A 20,356-nucleotide genomic window follows, 5' to 3' on the forward strand; every position below is an offset into this window, starting at 1 on the left:
CATGGCAATTCCACTTGCTCCCGCTTTACTGATCCTAGCCCGGTCAGTGGGTGTAGCTCTTCGCAAATGGCCAAGTATTTTAGCCTTGACCGGCCTGGTCGCAGCTTCAGGATTCACGTTTAATTCCATGGTGAGACAAGCCGGAGAAACAGCTCTAAGCTTATGGCCATTATTGGCGCTGGCTTGCTTCTTCCTACTTGCTAGAGAAGTACTTAAAGCTTGGCTGAAAATAAAAAGCAAAGAAGGGAACGTCAAGAAGGAGGAAAGATGAGCCTAGAAATGACCAAACGCTCAGGCTTCGTATTGCGAATGTTGTCGCTAGCCGCATTTTCATGCATGCTAATTTTTGCAAGTATAGTCGTCATCGATAATTCCGAGCTAAACAAGCTTGTACCACCCAGCACAGCGAAAACGTTATCTATACTTTTTGGTTATATCGTCGCCATGACAACATTCAACTATGCCTTAGCAACCAAAGGTAGGAATTTCATGGGCTGGAAAAATGAAGCATTCATCATGCTCGGATTTATTGTCAGTTTTTTGGGCATGTTCCTCCCTCATGCCTTTCCAAAAACTGAAGTATTGGTCACTGAAAGCTGGATTCCATTCTCCTCCGAGGAGAAAGAACACTATAAAGCCAATTGGACCTACGCACTAGTCTCTTTTCTTTCCCTGCCATTTTTTTACAAAGCATGGACGGGAATTAGATCCATGCCGCTTTGGAAAGAATCAAAAAATACAGGATAAAGTTTAATTTTAACCGAGAATATCCAAGAATTTTGTGAAGTAGAAAAATAAATATCCATTCGGTGGATAATAACTAACGTATAAGAAAAGGGGGTAGGTGTTGGTATTGCTAAAATTCAAAAGATACAGCGTCTAGGTAGGTGATTGCGTAGGTACGGGTATCCTCCTTATTGCCGAAGTAAGTGGAATCCGTAGGGCGGCTCTTCTGAGCTTTACGTCGTATTTCCACGACGACGGCAAATAGCGGGAGACGGCACTGGTCGATCATTTTCTGACCACTCCCAGCAAGCTGCTCAAGGGGCACTATCTGTCGCTGCGCACCAAATACTAAAATCCAATTCAGACTATAAAAGCGAACTAGGGGAACTGAGCGCGATGAAGATATCTACTCTCCTCGACCAGATCGACAACGGTCAGACCGCCCTGCCCGAGTTCCAGCGTGGCTATGTATGGAATCGGGACCAGGTACGCAGCCTGATGACCTCCCTCTATAAGCGCTACCCTGTTGGTAGCCTACTCTCCTGGGCTACCGATGCTAGCAAAGTCGGCCACCGTGGCGATCAACATCTCAATGCTGGCACCGTAAACCTTTTGCTGGACGGCCAGCAGCGCATAACCTCCCTCTACGGTATCGTACGCGGCAAGCCGCCTGCCTTCTTCGACGGTGATGAGCGAGCCTTCACGGACCTCTTCTTCAATGTCGAGACTGAAGAGTTCTCGTTCTACATGCCAAGCCGCATGGCCAATGACCCCAAGTGGATCAGCGTCACTAGACTAATGGCCGAAGGCTCGGAAGAGATGACGAAAAGCTTGCCGGACTCAGGTGAAATCTCCATTGATGACCTGTCTTCTATCCTGAATCGTCTTAACCGCCTACGTGATGTACGTGATATCGACGTCCATGTGGAGCAAATCTCCGGAGAGGACAAAACACTGGACGTGGTCATCGATATCTTCAACAAGGTCAACAGCGGCGGCACCAAATTGTCCAAGGGCGATCTGGCGCTGGCTCGAATCTGCTCCACCCAACCGGATGCACGTGTATGCATGCGTCAGGCACTAGAAGATTGGAAAGCTCAAGGCTTTCACTTCTCGCTGGACTGGCTACTGCGCTGTATCACGACGCTGACCACCAACGAGGCCAGATTCGTGTTCATCCATGATCTGGATGGTGAACAATTCATTAGGGGGCTGAATAAGGCGATCAAGCACATCAGCTACCTGCTTGACGTGATCGGTGACCGCCTGGGACTCGACCACCAGCAGGTGCTGACCGGCCATTACGCGTTTCCAGTGCTTGTTCGCTATATCGAGGAACAGGGTGGCAAGATCGGCGACGAGACCTCGCTCAAAGCCATGCTTTACTGGTATATCCACTCGGCAATCTGGGGCCGTTACTCCGGTTCCACCGAGAGCGTGCTATCTCGCGATCTCGATATCCTGCTGGATAACCAACCCGACGGTATCCAGGCACTGATCCAGGAACTGGCGCTGTGGCGGGGCAGCCTGAAGGTACGCGCCGATCACTTCTCCGGTCACACTCGCGGTAACCGCTTCTATTCCCTTCTCTACATGCTCACTCGGGTCGGCGCAGCCAAGGACTGGGGGCTCGGCATTGCTCTCAAGAAGAATATGCTCGGCAGCAATTCCGGCCTGGAACTCCACCACATCTTTCCCAAACACCGCCTGCGGGCGTTCGGCTATGATCGCAAGCAGGTCAACTCACTTGCCAACTTCTGCTTCCTCACCAAGGGGTCAAATCTGAGCATCTCCAACCGCCTGCCTGTGGAATACTTCGAGGAGGTGCGCGAGAATTATCCTGATGCCCTCCAGAGCCAGTGGGTACCGCTGGATGAGTCGTTGTGGCAGATAGAACGCTATCCCGATTTCCTCAAGGCTCGCCGCGAACTGCTGGCCCAGGCAACCAATGCCCTTCTCGATGAGCTCTATCATTTTGATGAAAGCGTAGAGCCCCTGGCGGCACCTGCTCCAGAGCGGGATATTCCGGGTGGCATCGACTCAGAAGAAGAGGAGCAGCAGCTGCGCGAACTGCAGGTCTGGCTGCAGTCCCAGAAGCTACCCGATGGGGAGCTGGAATACGAACTGACCAATCAACAAACGGGCGAACCACAGGCCATCCTCGATCTAGCCTGGCCAGAGGGGTTCCAGCCTGGCTTGGATGAACCCGCCGTACTGCTGCTCAATGAGAATTCCAGTCTGATATTAGCCGCTAACAAGGCCGGCTACCAAGTATTCGAAGAGATCGACAAACTCAAGCGATATGTGGCCGAGCATATTCTCGACGACCACTATGCCGTGCTCCCGGATTGGGCCCAGCACCTGAGTAAGGATGCCATACCAGTGGCTGAATGGGTCATGGACAATAACCTGCCCGAGCCTGTCGTTGGCCATGATGTGCAGAATAGCTCTCGAAGTGTCGTTGGCTCCTTTGAACTCGCCTGGCCAGAGCACAAGGTAGGGATATGGACAAATCAGGGGCGGGCGAATCCGATTCCGGAAACCCTGGTCGGATGGCACCTTTACAGCCTTGAGGAAGTCAGCAAGGCACCGACTCTGCTCACTCAGCGGCTGAAAGAAGCCAGTGTGGCATGAGTTGAGGTATTCATGACCCGCTCAAACGGCAGACAATCATCATCAGAGGTTTTGCAATGAATCCAGCCGCAGCTCTTGAAGCATTTTTGCGAGGCCAGGAGGCGGAGAGCGTCACCTTTGTCTTCTTCTGGCTGATCATCGGTGCCTTTTTCCTGGCATTATATGGCTATAAGACCGACCGGATGCGCGGCTTCGCGCATTATGCCCCCAACCTACTTACCTCTCTCGGCATTCTTGGTACCTTCATCGGTATCGTGATCGGCCTGATGCATTTCAACCCTTCCGATATCGACAGCAGCATTGTCTCGCTTCTTGGCGGCTTGGAAACCGCCTTCATGACCAGCCTACTGGGCATGGCTGCCGCAATCACCTTCAAGGTGTTCACAACGAGTTTCAAGTTCATGCAGCCGGGTGAAGTGACGGGTGTGGGACCCGAGGAGATTGGTCCCGAGGATATCCATGCCAGCTTGCAGGCCCAGTCGGAGAGCCTAGAGATGCTGCGCCATGCTATCGCCGGCGATGAGGATGGCTCACTCGTTTCGCAGTTAAAGCTGCTTCGCAGTGATAACCGTGACATAGGCGACAAGCTCATCCAGCTCGACGATACCAACAAAAAGCAACTGGATGTCATGGTTGAGCTTCATAGGCATTCGGAGCAGCAGTCAGAACGGTTCGAGCGCTTCTCGTCGGATCTCGAGCAGCAGCTCAAGGATTTCGCCGATATGCTGTCACGGTCAGCTACCGAAACGGTCGTCAATGCCCTAAAGGAGGTGATTGCCGACTTCAATAAGAACCTCACGGAGCAGTTCGGCGAGAACTTCAAGGCACTCGACGCTTCAGTACAGAAGTTAGTGGAGTGGCAGGAGAACTATCGGCATCAGCTGGAGGACATGAAGGCGCAGTATGATCAAGGAGTTCAGGCCATCACCCAGACTGAACAATCCGTCACGCATATAAGCGAGAAAGCTGGTGCCATCCCCGACACCATGGAAGGCCTGAAAACCCTACTGGAGACTACTCGGCACCAGCTCAATGAACTCAGCAATCATCTAGAGGCCTTCAAGGGTATGCGCGATGCGGCCGTCGAAGCTGTGCCGACGATCCGCGAACAAGTGGATAGCACGGTCCGTGATGTCAGTGGGGCCGCGCAGAGTGCAAGCGAGCACTATAAGAAACTGCTGGATGACTCCGACAAGTACATCGAGGCACATGACTCGATGCTCCAGGAATTCCTCAAACAGTTCCAGGCGACCACCCAGGAAGGTGTGGAGAAGCTACGCGAAGACCTAACCAATAGCGCCAAAGATGCCTCAGATCGCCTCATCGATGGGGCTGCCAAAGTCAACGAGTCTCTTATTCAAGGTTCGGAGTCAATCAACACGAACTTCGGCAACTTAAGCCGAAACCTGACCCAGACCTCCGATACCGTCGCAAGCAAGTCTGAGCAGATCGCCGAGCAGTTCGATGATGCCCTCAAGGAAGTTAACAACCATGTCCGCAATATGGGCGAAACCCTGACCAAGGAGAGCCAGACCCTCAGCCAGACTCTGGCAGAGGCCAGCAAGCAGACGGAGCAACATATCCGCTCTGTCCAGACCCAGGTCAACGAAAGCATCGAGCAGATGCAGCAACGCCTCACTCGCTCGGTCGAGGAGATGACTGGCATGCAGACACGTCAGATGAACGAAGCCTTCCAACAGATGGATGGTGTCATGCGCCAGTCCGTTCAACGAACCGGCGAGAGTGTCAACTCCCAGCTCAAGGCAGTCGACGAGAGCATGCAGCAAGAGCTCGATCGCGTCATGACAGAAATGGGGAACGCACTGACCCAGATATCCGGTCGTTTCACCCAAGACTATCAGAGGCTGACCCAACAGATGCAGCAAGTCGTCCAGACAGCCAATAGTGGACAGTACTGATGAGTCAGATGAGATCGCTTTTCGGCAAAGGGCACAGTGCCGGTACGGATGACGAGCATCATTGGTTATCGGTATCGGACCTGATGGCCGGGCTGATGATGGTCTTCCTATTCATCTCCATAGCCCTGATGCGTCATGCACTGCTCGAGCGCGACCGCATCAAGGAAGTCGCCGTTGCCTATCAGGAGAATCAGGTCGCCATCTACGATGCCCTAATGGACGAGTTCGAGGATGACCTAGAGGAATGGCAAGCGAGTGTCGATGACGACACCCTGGCTTTTACCTTCCAGTCTCCTGAAGTTCTATTTGCTACCGGATCTGAGTCGCTACGACCACGGTTCCAGCAAATCCTTAACGACTTCTTTCCACGCTACCTCGACATCCTCCTAGACTTTTCCGACTCCATCAATGAGGTGAGAATAGAAGGGCATACCAGCAGCCTATGGGCGGGAGACTCGACGGATCAAGAAGCCTATTTCAACAACATGGAACTCTCCCAGGGAAGAACAAGATCTGTGCTGGGCTACTTGTACGACCTTCCCGATGTGTCGACACACCAGGAATGGATCAAGGCCAATGTAGCAGCGGTGGGATTTTCCTCATCGCGTGTCGTACTTGATGAGGAGGGCCATGAGGATACCGAAAGGTCTCGTCGGGTCAGCTTTCGCGTCATTACCAATGCCGATACACAGATCCGCCAAATTTTGGATGGTACCTGATGAAACTCTCGGTTGACTTCAGTGCCCTGTTTGCCTCGGCCAAAAAGATGGGAGACCCCATTGAGAATGACTTCGTCCTTGATACTCCACGTGAGCCATGGGAAGACAAGCTCGGCTCTGAAGGTATCGAGCTGGAGGATATCAACGAGCTGGAAAGCATGGATGGGTTACTTTCCTATCGTGGTAGGCAGGTACTCCTCTATATCCAGGACCATGGGTCAAGGGTTCAAGAGGCCCTGGTGGCCCCAGATGAGGCAGGCAAGAAGTATCACATCGCCGAGTGCCGAACATTGCACAAGATGCGGAATGAAGGTCGCTTTGAGCGTTATGTGATTACCAATGACATCTCTGGCGAATTCGAAATCAGCGGTCACGACTACATGACAGGCCATCCCGTAGAGGGGAGGACACGACTACGCATTTGCAAGAATTGCCTGACCTATCTCAACTACCAAGGCTATAGCAAGCCAGGTAACTATTCGGCCTTCAATAACTTCGACCTAGATGAGTTCTTCCAGACCTACAGCTCCTTCTTCACCCACTTACCTCAACGCAAGATGGGGGAAGCAGACGGCTATACAGCGGACTGGCCGGAGATCTCGCGAGCCTTTCGCCAGGAAAAGGCGTACACCTGCGAGAAGTGCGGCATTCTTCTCTCGGATCATCCTAGGCTACTACATGTACATCATGTCAACGGCGTAAAAAGCGACAATCGGAAGTCCAACTTAAGGGCATTCTGTGCCGACTGCCACAGTAAGGAGGCCTTCCATAAAAGCATGTATGTCTCGCATGCCGACAGGCAGACCATTTCCCGGCTTCGGCATGAGCAACAGTTTCAGAAACCCGACAATTGGCAGGAGGTTATCAGTCTGGCCGACTCCGGACTCCGGGGATTCATCGAGCGCTGCCGAAGTGGATGTCTACCAGTACCGGAAGTCGGACTCGACCTGCAGGATGACAAGGAAGAGGTCAAAGGCATGCTTGAACTGGCATGGCCACTGCAACGCTTGGGCATCGCCATTGATGAACGAGACAAGCTGCATGCCGAACGCCTCGGATGGAAGGTCTTCAAAGTGCATGAGGCACTCGACAACTTCACGACCTTTATGACTCGCCTATGATCCAAGTCCTATCTGTCGCATTGCTTCATGGCAGCTCGGCGAAGCATACCATTTCTGTTAATTTGAATGGGCATTACGCATGCGCCAGGAAATGCTGAAGGAGCCTGCATGCTGCCAAGCCTTGTTGCCCATGAGCTACAACTGAGTCTGCACGATTATCTGCGGGCGGCCTTTCCGATCTCCACGCCCTATTTCCGTGGCGAGGGCCAGCAGGGTGAGACGGCGCTGATCGATCGTTTTCTCGATACGTCAGGTAAACTCCTCAAAGGGCCGTATCTGTCGCTAGGCCTGCCCTTTCGGCGTGACGATGCGCCGCCGCCCTTTTCTCATGTGAACCCAGGCTTTCCGCCCTTTCGGCATCAGCAGCAGGCCTTTCAGCGGCTCAGCGGTGAGGAAAAGCAGTCGACGCTGGTGGCAACCGGTACCGGCTCGGGCAAGACGGAGTGCTTCCTGCTGCCGATCCTGGAGCACTGTGCGGTGCGGCGAGCCGATCCATCAGTGACCGAGAAGCGCGGCATCAAGGCGTTGATCATCTATCCGATGAATGCGCTGGCGACGGACCAGGCCAGTCGCATGGCCAAACTGGTCAACGAGCTGGATATACAGCTGACCGCGGGGCTCTTTACCGGCGACAGTTCCTCCTCGCCGAGCCATGTCATGTCGCCAGACAGTGTCATCACCGACAAGGAGACGCTGCGCGACAACCCGCCGGATATCCTGCTGACCAACTACAAGATGCTGGATTTCCTGCTGATGAGGCCCAAGGACCAGCCGCTGTGGCGCTACAACTCGCCGGGGGTGCTGCGTTATCTGGTGGTGGATGAGCTGCATACCTTCGATGGCGCCCAGGGCACCGACCTGGCGTGCTTGATCCGTCGCCTGCGTGATCGCTTGTCGATCGGCGATGAGCTGGCCTGCGTCGGCACCTCGGCGACCATCGGGGATGCCTCGGCATCGAAGCAGCTACGCCAGTATGCGACCGAGATTTTCGCCACCGACTTCTTCGAGGAAAGCTTGGTACTGGAAGACCGTCTGTCGGCCGATGAGTATCTCGACAAGGCAAGAGCCTCACAGGGCGAGCCGGCCTTTCATCACTGGCCGGCCGACCTCGCCTCGCGCCAGCAACTGGACCCTCAGCGCTTCGAGCAGCCGACAGCCTATCTGGCGGCGGCCTTCGAGCAGTGGTTTATCGAAGGCAGCGCCCCGCTGGAGACCAACCTTGGCGCCTTGCGCGATGCCGAACATCCTGAGCATTCTCGGGCACTGGTCGCCCTGGGCCGTGATCTCAAGCGGCATGAGGCGTTCCATCGACTCTTGCAGGACAGCCAGGGGGTAACCGACCTGGAGACCTTGCTGCAACGCTGGAAACGTGAGCGTCAGTGGAGTGGTGACGCGCATGTGGTACTGTACAGCTTGTTGACCATGGTGTCCGCGGCCCGTGAAACCATGCCGCGCAACAATGACGAGCCCTTGCTGGTTCCTCTGCTCACGGTGCGTCTGCAACTCTGGCTGCGCGAGTTGACCCGCATGGTCACCCGAGTTGGCGATACGCCGGAGCTACTGTATGCCGACGATGACCCGCAGGGCCGCCCCGTACCGGGACAGATCGACCCCGAGGGCGAGTCGCTGCACTTGCCGCTGGTGCATTGCCGAGACTGCCACAGCGCGGCCTGGGGCACCCTGAAGGCTGACGACGACCGGAAGATCGACAAGGATCTCTCGGCCTTCTATCGCCAGTATTTCCAGCAAGGGGCCAATGTCTGCCTGCTGTATCCATTAAGCGACTCGGCTCCACCGCCGCAGCGAAAAGGCCAGGTCAAGCAGCTGTGTCCGGCTTGCCGTTCACTGACTCATGGCGACGCCCAGGGACACTGCCCGGACTGTGGTGGCCAGGGCCTGCTGCGGGTCTGGCAGCCTTCGTTGCAGGAGCGACGCCAGGAACGCCTGATATCCTCGACAGACCATTGTCCGTGCTGTCTGTCACGCGGCGGCCTGTCGATCCTGGGGTTTCGGGCCGCTTCGCTTTCCAGCTCCCTGCTGGCACGTCTGTACCAGTCACCCTACAACAACGATCGTAAGGCCATCGCGTTCTCCGACAGCGTGCAGGATGCCGCTCACCGTGCCGGCTTCTTCGAAGCGCGTACCTGGCGCCAGGCGCTGCGCCAGGCCATGAATGGCTGGCTGGCCAGCCGTGGCCAGGCCCTCTCGCTGGACCGTCTCGGCACGGCCTTCGCCGAGTCGATGCGGCGCCAGGCGGGCAGCGATGCGGACTTCGTAGGTCGCTGGCTGGCCCCCAACATGGCCTGGCTGAAAGATGCCGATCATCTGCTGCGTGAGAGTCGGCTGCCGGCCGACAGCGACCTGCCCGAGCTGGTCGGTCGCCGGCTCGACTGGGAACTTCATACCGAGCTGGGACTGCGCAGCCAGATTGGCCGCACGCTCGAGCGCCAGGGGCGCGTCACCCTGACGGTGGATACCACCCTGTTGGAAGCCGCCGCCGAGCGCCTAGCCCACGACTGGGCTCAGGAACTGCCGGGCATCGGCGAAGTCAGCCACGAGCAAACGACACGCTTCCTGCTCGGCGTGCTGCATCGCATGCGCACCCGTGGCGCCTTTGCGCACCCCGAGGTGGAAGGCTATGTGCAAAACGGCGGCAACACCTTCTTTTTCCGCAATAGCCCGTGGTTGCCCAATTACGGCCCACGCGCTGTGCCTCCCGCCTTCTTCAGCCTGGAGTCGGTATCGCAGAACTTCGACAGCATTAACGGCAAGCAACGCGGCGGGGGCCAATGGTACCAGAGCTGGTTTCTCAAGCAGCTGGACAGTGACCAGGTACTGGCGAACGATGTGGCTCAGGCCTACCAGCTGGCACTACGTGCCCTGGAGCGAATCGGCCTGATACGTACGGTGGCAACACCGCAGGGGCGTGCCGTCTGGGGGCTGGAACGCCCTCACTGGCATGCTGTGACTCAGCCGCTACCCATGCGATGTAACGCTTGCGGCCAGCGCCACCAGATAGCACATGAACAACAAGAGCATTGGCAGGGCATGAACTGCCTGCAGCCTCAATGCGGCGGCGAGCTGACCCTGTCCAGCCGGTTCAAGTGGGCCCTGCCACCCTCCAGTAACTCCCCGACTCGCCTCGTCAGTCACGAGCACACCGGCCTGCTGGAAAGCGACGAGCGCGCACGCATCGAACGCTCCTTCATCAGCGGCCAGCGCCCTTGGGATATCAATCTGCTCTCGGCCACGCCGACACTGGAAATGGGCATCGACATCGGCAATCTGTCATCGGTGCTGTTGTGTTCGACGCCGCCCTCTCAGGCCAACTATCTGCAGCGCATCGGTCGTGCCGGCCGCCGCGACGGCAATGCCCTGAACGTGACCATCGCCAACGCCGCGCCTCATGATTTGTATTTTTACGCCGAGCCCCGCGAAATGATGGCCGGCAACGTGCAGCCGCCGGGGGTCTTTCTGCAGGCCACTGCCGTGCTGGAACGCCAACTGATGGCCTTTGCCTTCGACCATTGGGTGGCCGAGGCGGCCCGCGGCAGCAAGCTGGACGAAACGATGCTGCCGATACGCCTGTCGTCCGTGCTGGACAACATGCGGCGCGAGGATCGCAACGGTTTTCCCCATACCTTGCTGGCGTTCATCGATCACCATGAAGCTTGGCTATTCGAGCAGTTCTGTACGCTATTTCCGGCGCTGGATAGCGAAGCCAGGACCCATCTGCATGCCTACTTCACCAATGACGAAACCACCGAAGGCAGTCTACGCTACCGCATCAACAACCGTCTTCACGACAAGGCGAAGCAACGCCAGAGTTGGCGGGAGACCATCAAGGCGCACAAGAAGCAGCTGGAGCGTCTTCGCCAGCAGCCTCAGGATGATGCCATTCAGGAAGCCATGGAGGCCATCGAAACCGAACGACGCGCCCTGATGGAAATGGCCAGGCGGCTGGACGCCCAGCACACCCTCAACTTCTTCACCGATGAGGGGCTGTTGCCCAACTACGCCTTCCCGGAGGAAGGCGTCACACTCAACGGGGTGGTGATTCGTTCGGTACGCCAGGCGGAACGCGAAGACACCACCTCCACCGATAACGCCAAACCTGTCCGGGCCAACAAGCCGGCGAAGTCCTACGAGGTGGTGAGTTATGACTTTCAGCGCCCGGCCCAGAATGCCCTGGTCGAACTCGCCCCGGAAAATACCTTCTATGCCGTGGGTCGGGCATTGAAGATCGACCAGGTGAACATGCGTCTGAGTGACGTCGAGACCTGGCGACTGTGCAACCACTGCCATTACAGCGAGAATATCGGCAGCGGGGATCTGCATGGCGCCTGCCCGCGTTGCGGCAGCCCGCAGTGGGCCGACAGCGCCCAGAAACGCCAGTTGCTGCGGCTTCGCGAGGTCACCGCGACGGTGCGGGACCGTGACAGCCGCATCGGCGATGACAGTGAACAGCGCGAGCCGTCCTTCTATGTTCGCCAGTTGCTAACCGATATCGCGCCGCACAGCGCCCGTTTCTCCTATCGCCTCAATGACCCGGAGTGCCCTTTCGGCTTCGAATATATCCCCCGGGCGCGCTTTCGCGAGATCAACTTCGGTCGCCACGATGACCAGGCACCCTCGCTCAAGGTAGCCGGGGAGGAACAGCCGCGGAGCGGATTTCGTGTCTGCAAGCACTGCGGCAAGGTGCAACGCCCCAAAATGAAACCCAGCGAGCGTCACCAGCGCTTCTGCAAGAAAGCCCAACGCGGCGCCGTCGAGCAGGAAGATGATTTTCTGGACAGTCTCTTCCTGTACCGCGAGTTGTCATCCGAAGCACTGCGCCTGCTGTTGCCGCTCTCGGATATCGCCATGTCCGATACGGCACGCCATTCGCTGATTGCGGCCCTTCACCTTGGGCTGAAAAAGCACTTCCATGGCAACGTGGATCACCTCAAGGTGACCGAACAACAGACACCGAGCCAGGGAAGCGAGCCTTCACGCCATTACCTGGTGCTGCACGACAGCGTCCCGGGCGGTACAGGCTACTTGAAGGAATTGATGCAGTCGCCGGAGACCCTGCTGGCCATGTTGAGCAAGGCCCATGACCATCTGAGCCAGTGTGACTGCCAGCACGATGAGCAGCTCGATGGCTGCTACCGTTGCCTGCTCGCCTATCGCGAGAGCCGCAACATGGTGCATATCTCGAGGCGTCGCGCCATGGAGTTGCTGGAGCGTATCTTGAGCCGGCGCGACTCGCTGATCACCATCGATGGCCTGGAACAGATCGACCTCAATGCACTGGTGGAAAGCGAGCTGGAGCAGCGCTTCATCGATTACCTCGCCCACCAGGAATCCGACATTCGCTTGATGCCCGAGCTGCACGAGGGCACACCTGGCTGGAGGCTGACGATCACCACCGGCCGCGAAGAAGATGGTACGCCCCGTTTGGCCAGTTGGCGCATCGAGCCTCAGCGCAATCTGGGGCCGGCGGATGAAGTGATGTTGGCAACCCGACCGGACTTCGTACTGTGGCCCACCAGCGAGAGCAACCGCCATGCACGACCGGTGGCACTCTACCTGGATGGTTTTCAATACCACCACGACCAACTGGATGATGATACGGCCAAGCGCCAAGCAGTACTGGCATCCGGTCGCTTTCATGTATGGACGCTGGGCTGGCGTGACCTGGAAAACGCCGAGCTGGAGGTGCCGCTATGGCAGCGCGAGCCAGCACAGCATCTGGGCGCTATCTATCAAGGGCTTGCCACCAGGCTGGGTACCACCAGCCGCCATGATGGCCTAAAAGACCTCAAGGCAAGTTCACTGAAGTGGTTGCTGGCCTATTTACGCACCCCCATCGGGACGGCACAGACATTGGCCCAGGCTGCGCTCGGCCAGGCCTTTCACTGGCTGGACGAGCGCACCCTCAAGGAGGCCGGTCTGCGCCACACCATCGACCTGGAGCTCGCCGAGAATGCGCCGAATGCCGTTCGCCACACCCTCGTGCCCGACTCCCGCCAGGTGCTGCTCGGCGGCGTGATGAATGCGCTGGGCAACAGCGATGCTTCTGGAGATTCGGCAAGCAGTGAGGTCACGGTCAGCATTTCGGCTCAGGCCATACAGAACGCCCAGCGCCTGAGCCGGGAGCTGCACGTTCACTTGAGCCTGGATGATCGCCACCTGCCCGACAGTGCCGAAGGCGAGGCACGCTGGCGGGCCTTCTGGCATGCAGCCAACCTGCTGCAGTTCGTGCCGCGCTTTTCAATCTGCTCGGTACGTGGGGTGGAGAAGGGCGTGGTCAGCGATATGGTGGCGGAATGCGCTAGTTTGACGTCCATCAGTTGGCAATCCAAGCACGAAAATACCGCAGAAGACACTGACGCCGGCTGGCAAGCATTGATGGCGGATGACCTGACCCTGCTGTCCGGAGAGTTTGTCGAGCAACTGGCCAGCCGTGGTCTGCCGGTACCCACCCCAGGGCTGGATGTGCTGGACAAATCGGGAGAAGCTTCCATTACCTTGGAGCTGGCCTGGGAGTCGGCTCGCGTCGCCGTGGCGCTGGAAGAGGACCTCCCCGATGACTGGCAAACCGTGCTGTCAGATTGGCAGCTGGTGACAACACAGGACAAAGCCGCCATAGAGACACTGATGGGCTGGCTTGGCGCCGAGACAAGGAGTGAACCATGAGCGAGATCACCGTCGCGATCTCTCAGGAATTTCTGGAAGCGTACGCGCAGATTCCTCGCCGCAAGCAGGGCAAGGTAATGAACATGGTCACCAAGTTCCGCGAGAATCCACGCTCGCCGGGACTCAACTACGAGACCCTGGCCACGACCGATCCTAACCTGCGCTCGATCCGAGTCGATGACGAATATCGAACCATCGTACTCAAGCCTGAACGAGGCAATGTCTATGTGCTGCTGTGGGTCGACAAGCACGACGATGCCTATGCCTGGGCCTTCCGCCATCGGGTCGATATTCACCCCCAGACCGGCAGTCTGCAGATCCTCTCGTCCTCGACGGAACAGGTGGCTGACGAGGAAGCCACCCACACCATCGAAGAACAACACGATACTCGGGAGACTCAGCCGATCTGCCAGGCCAGAGAGCGCGAATTGCTCCGACTAGGGGTGCCAGAACCGTTGATCTCCGAGGTACAACAGTTGACCTCTGTCGCGGCGCTGGAGGCTCTCTCCGCTCGCCTGCCCACCGAGGCGCTGGAAGCCTTGATGTTTCTTGCCCATGGCGAGCCCCTTCAGGAGGTGCTGGAAACCTACGGGGTCCCCGATACTCAGACGCCGGTCGATCGCGAGGATTTCGCCACTGCCCTGCAACGACCGGATAGTCAGCGCCGTTTTCGGGTCGTGGAGGAAGAGCACGAACTACAACATATGCTGCAGGCTCCCCTGGCTCATTGGCGCGTTTTCCTGCACCCCAGCCAGCGCCAGCTGGTCGAGCGCCACTGGAATGGCGCGGTTCGAGTGCTCGGCGGTGCCGGAACCGGCAAGACCGTGGTAGCCATGCACCGAGCGCGCTGGCTGGCCCGGCGCCTGGTCGATGACATGGCCGACGATGGGCAGGGTAGGATTCTGGTCACGACCTTCACCCGTAACCTGGCCACGGATATCGAGCACCAGCTCCGAGAGCTTTGTCGTGATGACGAGATGGCTCGCCTCGAGGTCATCAATATCAACCGCCTGGTATCACGTCTGATCAAACGCGATGGTGCACCGAGACTGGTCTACCCCTCGGACAAGGGCTACCAGCAAGCCTGGAAGCGGGCCATGCAGCTGCAGCCTGATGATCCCGACCTACCCGCCAGCTTCTACGGGGAAGAATTCCAGCAGGTGATCCTGCCTCAGCATGTGATGACACGACAGGACTACTTCCGCGCATCACGCGCCGGTCGCGGAGTGGCCCTCAACCGACGTCAGCGTGCGGCGATATGGCCCGTTTTCGAGGAAATGCGCGCGCAACTCAGCCATGCCCGTCTACGGCCTTTCGAAGATGGCGTTTTCGAGGCCATCAGCATGGTCGAACGCGGTGAATTGGACGCTATCTGGTCACATGTGATCGTCGATGAAGCGCAGGATTTCGGCGCCGAGACACTCACTCTGTTGCGCCACCTGGTGCCGGAAGGCCGCGATGACCTTTTCATCGTGGGTGACGGTCATCAGCGTATCTATGGTCGTCGAGCATCCCTCTCGCGTTGCGGTATCAACATTCGAGGGCGCGGCAAGAAACTGCGCATCAACTACCGCACCACCGAACAGACCCGCCGCTTCGCCGTAGCTCTGCTGGAAGGCCAGGCCATCGACGACCTGGACGAAGGTAGCGACAGCCAGCAAGACTATCGCTCACTGCTGCAGGGCGAGATACCTCAGGTTCATCACTATCCGGATTTCGACGCCGAGATGGATGCGCTCGCCGAGCATCTCAAATTCCATCTGGCACGACATGACAAGGACGCCCGAGAGAGCCCGGGCGCCGATAGCTGTGTGACAGCCCGCACTCAGAGGCTGCTCGATCGCATCCACGCCGCATTGCAAACGCGCGGCGTGACGACACGCCCCATTTCCCGAGACACGCCGGACGATCCGGAGCAGGAAGGCGTGCGACTCGCGACCCTGCATCGTGTCAAGGGGCTCGAGTTTCGCGAGATGCATATCGCCTGTGTCAACGCCGGTGTGATTCCCGCGAAGCACACCGGGCGGACCGAAGACCCGGTGGAAAAGCGTCAACGTGAACTCAACGAGCGTGCCTTGCTGCATGTGGCCGCTACGCGTGCCATTGAACGCCTATTCATCACCAGTAGCGGACAGCAAAGTGACTTCCTCAAACAATAGCCCTACTAATAATGACATCGGGTCGCGCCCCCCTATAGAGTTCCCATAGGTTTCGTAGAAGTCCAAGCTATCATGGCACGAACCATGACTTATCAACCATCGGCTCTGAGGGTAATACTGCTCAGAGCCTGACGGATGACTAGAGTATACAAGGCTATTTACGGTTCAGTTCAGACTGGTACCGAAAGCCCGCATCCCCCGGCCGTAGCGCTTTGTCTTAGCCTTGCACAGGTAGGAAGCTCGATAGAAGGCCCTCTGGAAGCTCTCGGCATCATCCCTGTCGATCCAGTACATTGGGTTCTTCGGTACATGTATCCATGGCTCCTGGAAGTTCCACTGAACGCCCAGTGCGCTATACCAGGCCCGAGAGATACGGTTGATGAGGTTCTCGTTGGGAGAGCATGCCCTGCCGAGCATGTGGTAGGCATCTCGATTAAGAATCAAGAAGAAGTGGTAGTGAAGCTTGCCATTAGCGTCCACCTCGCGGCACCAGACGTAACGCACTTTAGTGTCGGATGCCCTACCGCTCCGACGCTTTCGCTCGCGGTCGTTTTTGATGATGGCCTTCAAGGCATCAATGAATTTCATGATCAAACTTTTATGATCTTCCACTGACATCGTGTTGCTGATCGCTGTAGGAATGACCGGCTCAAACCGGATAGCAAGCACTCGGGGATAGTCATACAACGCCTTCTGAAGCGTCAAATAGGTCCCCTCAAGATACTCGGTCACCATCGGTAAATACTTCGTTTGGACGTCCATGCCGCTGAATGAAGTGTCGTTGTTCAAGTGCAGGTTAGGGTTGTAAGGGTGCCGCAGTGACATGTCATATCTCCTGTTCTCACATGGAACTACCGATGGCCAACAAGCCATGGGTAGTTTCCATAGGCATGGTCAATTCTCCAGCTGCACGATGGATTCATAGATCTATAGGCGGGAGTTACTTTATGTCCCCTTTCCCTGTTAGATACGGGGCTAGGTACCTTCCTCCACTCTTACAAGTATTTAATGGAGTTGATAATAATAATTAAACAAGGGTCAGAGACGCTGATTCAGATACTAGCAATGCGGGTTGGCTCTGGTAAACGAAGGTAGTGGATGGTGGAAAACCAGCTCTGCAATTACATCATTTAACTCTCACTTCTTCACTTCACACTGAATCTATATCCCTCCGCTCTATGGACTCCTGTATCCAGGTATCGATTTCATCCTCCACCCAGGCAACAGCTCGAGTTCCGAGTTTTATAGGTTTTGGAAACTTCCCCTCGTTTATGTACTTGTATACCGTGGACCTGGCAAGCCCGGTACGGTCCATGACGTCTTTAATTCGGATTAATTTAATGCTCATAATGAACTCCTGTCAGTCCCTCATGAGATCAAGAAGTGGAGTATTTTTAATTTAAAACTCTTCTCCCCTTACCCACCGCTTTTGAATCAAAGCGCAAACCATGCCTACCTTCACCGAATGAGAAAAGCGTATAACGTCTAGCCGGGAACATGGCTGTGCAGAAGATCGTGAGGCTCTCAGACTCCCTGCCTTTCCACAAAGTGGCATTGCACTTGCTGTAAGCGCCCTTATGCAACCTTGCTATTCACCTATGGCATTACCTTTTCAAGACTAGGTAGTGCGTTTCTATATCTCTACTTCCCAAGCTATACAAAGCAATATCAATTAGTTATGTTGATAACAGCAACGTTGTTACGTCACGTGGTAACGTTACGTTGTTACGTACCGTTGTTTTGACACGTTGTTATGCTAACCTAGCAAGGACCCCTAGCGGGCTAGCCCACAAACACAACCTTAACCTAAAGAGAAAATAGAAATGACAGGCTTAATCCAGTGGTTAAAAGCTAATGACGAAGAACAACATAATTGGGCCTTAGAATACCTTCAAAAAAAGGGGTTTTATACATTCCCCTTTCCTCCAACCTGCTATGAATATTTGATTCAGCTTGAAAAAAACAACAACACCAACCCTAACTATATCCTTGCAGTAAATTCCATGAAGTCTGCTTGGCGACAAAAAAAGGCCAGAGCAAAAAGAAAAGGGAAAACAGAATTCAGCTTGACAATAAATAAAGAAAAAAAGAGAAAACTGAACAGCCTCGCAAAGAAAAAAGGTAAGACACTGGGCGAAACGCTAGAAGAGCTGATAGACGATGAAGCCCAAAGAGATGAAGAGCGGAGAAATGAAATCAAAAGGCAGAAAGAGATATTTTCACAACGACTCAAAATAACAAGGGAATCTCACAAGCGTAAAATTTTTGAAATTGAAATGTACACGAACATTCTCCTATACCTGCTAGAGGAGAATTTGAACAAAATGATCCAATACGAAACGGATGCCTTCAAGGCTAATCACCCCTCAATTCATACACACATCGGAACTAAAGAATTTAAAGAAGAAAGATTATCATATGAAAGCGAAACCATAAAAAAAGCCTTGAGAAAAGTCCAATCTTGGACTCCAAAGACATTCCCATTGGACATAGTGACAAAACTTAATACGAAACAATTAATTAGCGAATAAGGATAAAAACGTATAAAAATTCTTCCTAGGTTTGTCACTCATTTTTGTAGCGTTGCTTGATTAAACTAGCCAAGAAATCCGTACTGGTGCAGACTCAGATCCCCAAGCATTTGAGTCTGCCTAGCCACGGAAAATATTGGAAAAAACCTCACACTAAAAAAGCCTTAGTATACAAAACTGAGCTTCAAGTTATTAATAATTATCATCGGTTGAGACCTGAAGAAAGATAAGCACCCTTGCCTATGGGGTCCTGACGGATGCTATGTATTAAATACAGTATACGAGAAATGCATAAAGTCTCTTCTAAAAATCGGGGTAAGATGAAGCCTGAATTCATCGTAACTTCCCCAACTTTCGTTCCTATTATGATATGCGGATATATTGGACTCTAACATGAGAAAAAATACAGCGGTGTAGACTCAAGCTGGAGTAAAAACCTCTTGGGAAATAAGGACACTATAGGGCCCTAATACAGCGCCGCCATCAGCACCGGTGCCATCAAGATCAAAGACGGATCTCCGCTCAAAGGGTGCCGGAAAGCGAAAGGGCTGCATCCGCGACGTGCCTCCAGCATGTTGATCACCTACGGAGGGCCTCAGGGGGTCTGGTCAAGAACCGGCCGCAGCTACTAACCTGGCGCTTGCGTGACATGCTGAGTGTCAGCTTGGGGTTCAGGCTTCACTGTCTTGGCCGGGGTGGCGACGCGGGCAGTAAATCGCCATGGTTGTGGCGCTTAAGTAGAATGCGCCTAGCTCCCTACCCAACCAGCGCCCTGTTTGACCCGGCAGCGACTGGCAGCCTCATTCAATTGGGGAGTACAGTGGGGAGTAACCTCGGATTCTCATTACAAAATATATGCCAACCTATTGATTTACAATAAAATAATTTTTATGCCCCATTTTAAGATCCAGAATATCGAGTGATGTCCATCCTCATCTACACAATTACATAATATACTGTTTTCAATAAAAATTTTCTGATTGGTTGTCTATAGCTGTCTACGAAAATCTAGCTTAAGCCAGCGCAAAATGGGGAGTAAACCAGTGTACTACCCACCAAGAAGCTCGATTTTCCTATGGATACTCCCCACTTCAAACGCTCACCCCTGGACTGGAGCTTCCCGCCCAGGGAAACAAGCCCTGCGCCCTTCTCCTCACTCTAGGGGTGCGCAAGACTGAACTGATCGAAGCCCAGTGGGCCGAATTTGATCTAGAGAACAGGCAGTGGGATCTATCGGGGGAACGTAGCAAGTCAGGTATTGGGATCAGAATACCGCTCCCGCCGCAAACCATCGTCTGGCTGGATGAGCTCAAGATCCGGGCCTGTCTCAGGACCGCCGCGGGCTCCAGCCCCAAATAAGCGATTGATCACCAGAAGGCTTGCGGTACCTTGCACCTGTCCGCCAGTATTGCTACTCATAGCTCACTTCTCTCCCTGCCACTATGACAAGTGGACATAGAGACCCTAAGGTCATGCTCATTCGGAATAATTCAGCTCTCACGGGCCAAGCGCGGGGCAATGGCCAAGACGTGGCCGGGAAACTGGGAGCTACTGATGCTGCCTTCTGCCCCCCAGAAGCAGTCGATCGCAGCATTCCAGGGACCTACGTGGCGCGAGTCTTGTATCAGGCGGTGCGCTTTCGTAACGTGCCAAAGGCCATCCGTACCGACCGTTCCTCGGTAAGGTGCTCGCTCAAGGGCTGACAACCGGAGATTACAACTGAAACTCATCCAGCCGGGGAAAACCGACGTTGAACATGTTCATCGAGAGCTTCAACGGACACTTCTAGCACGAATGTTTGAACGTTCACTGGTAGTCTGGTCCATGCCAGGGTGGAGGTTGTGACGTCGTCGTGTTTCAAGTGCC

Annotated in this window: 11 protein-coding genes; 9 read left to right on the plus strand and 2 right to left on the minus strand. The window is 55.3% G+C overall.

All coding sequences use genetic code 11. The features are described from left to right. The first annotated feature begins 1 nt into the window (after position 1). From FVV99_RS01595 to FVV99_RS01630, 8 genes are all read left to right on the plus strand, one after another. Positions 2-271 (plus strand): hypothetical protein, encoded by a 270-nt coding sequence (locus FVV99_RS01595; RefSeq protein ID WP_148252238.1) that lies wholly within the window; start codon positions 2-4, stop codon positions 269-271. Then, positions 268-747 (plus strand): hypothetical protein, encoded by a 480-nt coding sequence (locus tag FVV99_RS01600; protein WP_148252239.1) that lies wholly within the window; start codon positions 268-270, stop codon positions 745-747. Before FVV99_RS01595 ends, FVV99_RS01600 begins: the two co-directional genes overlap by 4 nt. 375 nt (positions 748-1,122) lie before the next feature. Next, positions 1,123-3,360 (plus strand): GmrSD restriction endonuclease domain-containing protein, encoded by a 2,238-nt coding sequence (locus FVV99_RS01605; RefSeq protein ID WP_148252240.1) that lies wholly within the window; start codon positions 1,123-1,125, stop codon positions 3,358-3,360. 56 nt (positions 3,361-3,416) lie between these two features. Further along, entirely contained in the window at positions 3,417-5,279 is a 1,863-nt protein-coding gene (locus tag FVV99_RS01610) for a MotA/TolQ/ExbB proton channel family protein (protein WP_148252241.1), read from the plus strand. Continuing rightward, positions 5,279-5,998 carry an OmpA/MotB family protein gene (locus FVV99_RS01615; RefSeq protein WP_236645260.1) on the plus strand — a complete coding sequence of 240 codons (720 nt, stop codon included), beginning with the start codon at positions 5,279-5,281 and terminating at the stop codon, positions 5,996-5,998. Before FVV99_RS01610 ends, FVV99_RS01615 begins: the two co-directional genes overlap by 1 nt. Next, positions 5,998-7,119, plus strand: a complete 1,122-nt coding sequence (locus FVV99_RS01620; protein ID WP_148252242.1) for an HNH endonuclease — start codon at positions 5,998-6,000, stop codon at positions 7,117-7,119. Before FVV99_RS01615 ends, FVV99_RS01620 begins: the two co-directional genes overlap by 1 nt. A 108-nt stretch (positions 7,120-7,227) precedes the next feature. Then, a complete protein-coding gene (locus FVV99_RS01625) occupies positions 7,228-13,800 on the plus strand; it encodes a DEAD/DEAH box helicase (protein ID WP_161598948.1) in 6,573 nt (2,190 codons plus the stop codon). After that, positions 13,797-15,959, plus strand: coding sequence for a UvrD-helicase domain-containing protein (locus FVV99_RS01630; RefSeq protein WP_148252244.1), 2,163 nt, complete (start codon positions 13,797-13,799; stop codon positions 15,957-15,959). Before FVV99_RS01625 ends, FVV99_RS01630 begins: the two co-directional genes overlap by 4 nt. Positions 15,960-16,124: 165 nt before the next feature. Here FVV99_RS01630 and FVV99_RS01635 read toward each other — a convergent pair whose 3' ends face one another. After that, the gene (locus tag FVV99_RS01635) at positions 16,125-16,784 is read right to left on the minus strand and encodes an inovirus Gp2 family protein (RefSeq protein ID WP_161598949.1); all 660 of its coding nucleotides are present in this window, start codon (positions 16,782-16,784) and stop codon (positions 16,125-16,127) included. A 325-nt stretch (positions 16,785-17,109) separates the two neighbouring features. Next, a complete protein-coding gene (locus tag FVV99_RS01640) occupies positions 17,110-17,307 on the minus strand; it encodes a helix-turn-helix transcriptional regulator (protein WP_201745005.1) in 198 nt (65 codons plus the stop codon). A 475-nt stretch (positions 17,308-17,782) separates the two neighbouring features. Here FVV99_RS01640 and FVV99_RS01645 point away from each other — a divergent pair, with 475 nt between their 5' ends. Next, positions 17,783-18,490, plus strand: a complete 708-nt coding sequence (locus FVV99_RS01645) for a hypothetical protein (protein WP_148252246.1) — start codon at positions 17,783-17,785, stop codon at positions 18,488-18,490. Positions 18,491-20,356 lie beyond the last annotated feature (1,866 nt).

The sequence above is a fragment of the Aidingimonas lacisalsi genome (assembly GCF_008079445.1).
Classification (GTDB): Bacteria; Pseudomonadota; Gammaproteobacteria; order Pseudomonadales; family Halomonadaceae; genus Aidingimonas; species Aidingimonas lacisalsi.

Coding starts and splice junctions, on each gene's coding strand:
- FVV99_RS01625 (WP_161598948.1), top strand. CDS start 7,228: ATGCTGCCAAGCCTTGTTGCCCATGAGCTACAACTGAGTCTGCACGAT.
- FVV99_RS01620 (WP_148252242.1), top strand. CDS start 5,998: ATGAAACTCTCGGTTGACTTCAGTGCCCTGTTTGCCTCGGCCAAAAAG.
- FVV99_RS01610 (WP_148252241.1), top strand. CDS start 3,417: ATGAATCCAGCCGCAGCTCTTGAAGCATTTTTGCGAGGCCAGGAGGCG.
- FVV99_RS01605 (WP_148252240.1), top strand. CDS start 1,123: ATGAAGATATCTACTCTCCTCGACCAGATCGACAACGGTCAGACCGCC.
- FVV99_RS01600 (WP_148252239.1), top strand. CDS start 268: ATGAGCCTAGAAATGACCAAACGCTCAGGCTTCGTATTGCGAATGTTG.
- FVV99_RS01645 (WP_148252246.1), top strand. CDS start 17,783: ATGACAGGCTTAATCCAGTGGTTAAAAGCTAATGACGAAGAACAACAT.
- FVV99_RS01630 (WP_148252244.1), top strand. CDS start 13,797: ATGAGCGAGATCACCGTCGCGATCTCTCAGGAATTTCTGGAAGCGTAC.
- FVV99_RS01635 (WP_161598949.1), bottom strand. CDS start 16,784: ATGTCACTGCGGCACCCTTACAACCCTAACCTGCACTTGAACAACGAC.
- FVV99_RS01595 (WP_148252238.1), top strand. CDS start 2: ATGGCAATTCCACTTGCTCCCGCTTTACTGATCCTAGCCCGGTCAGTG.
- FVV99_RS01640 (WP_201745005.1), bottom strand. CDS start 17,307: ATGAGCATTAAATTAATCCGAATTAAAGACGTCATGGACCGTACCGGG.
- FVV99_RS01615 (WP_236645260.1), top strand. CDS start 5,279: ATGAGTCAGATGAGATCGCTTTTCGGCAAAGGGCACAGTGCCGGTACG.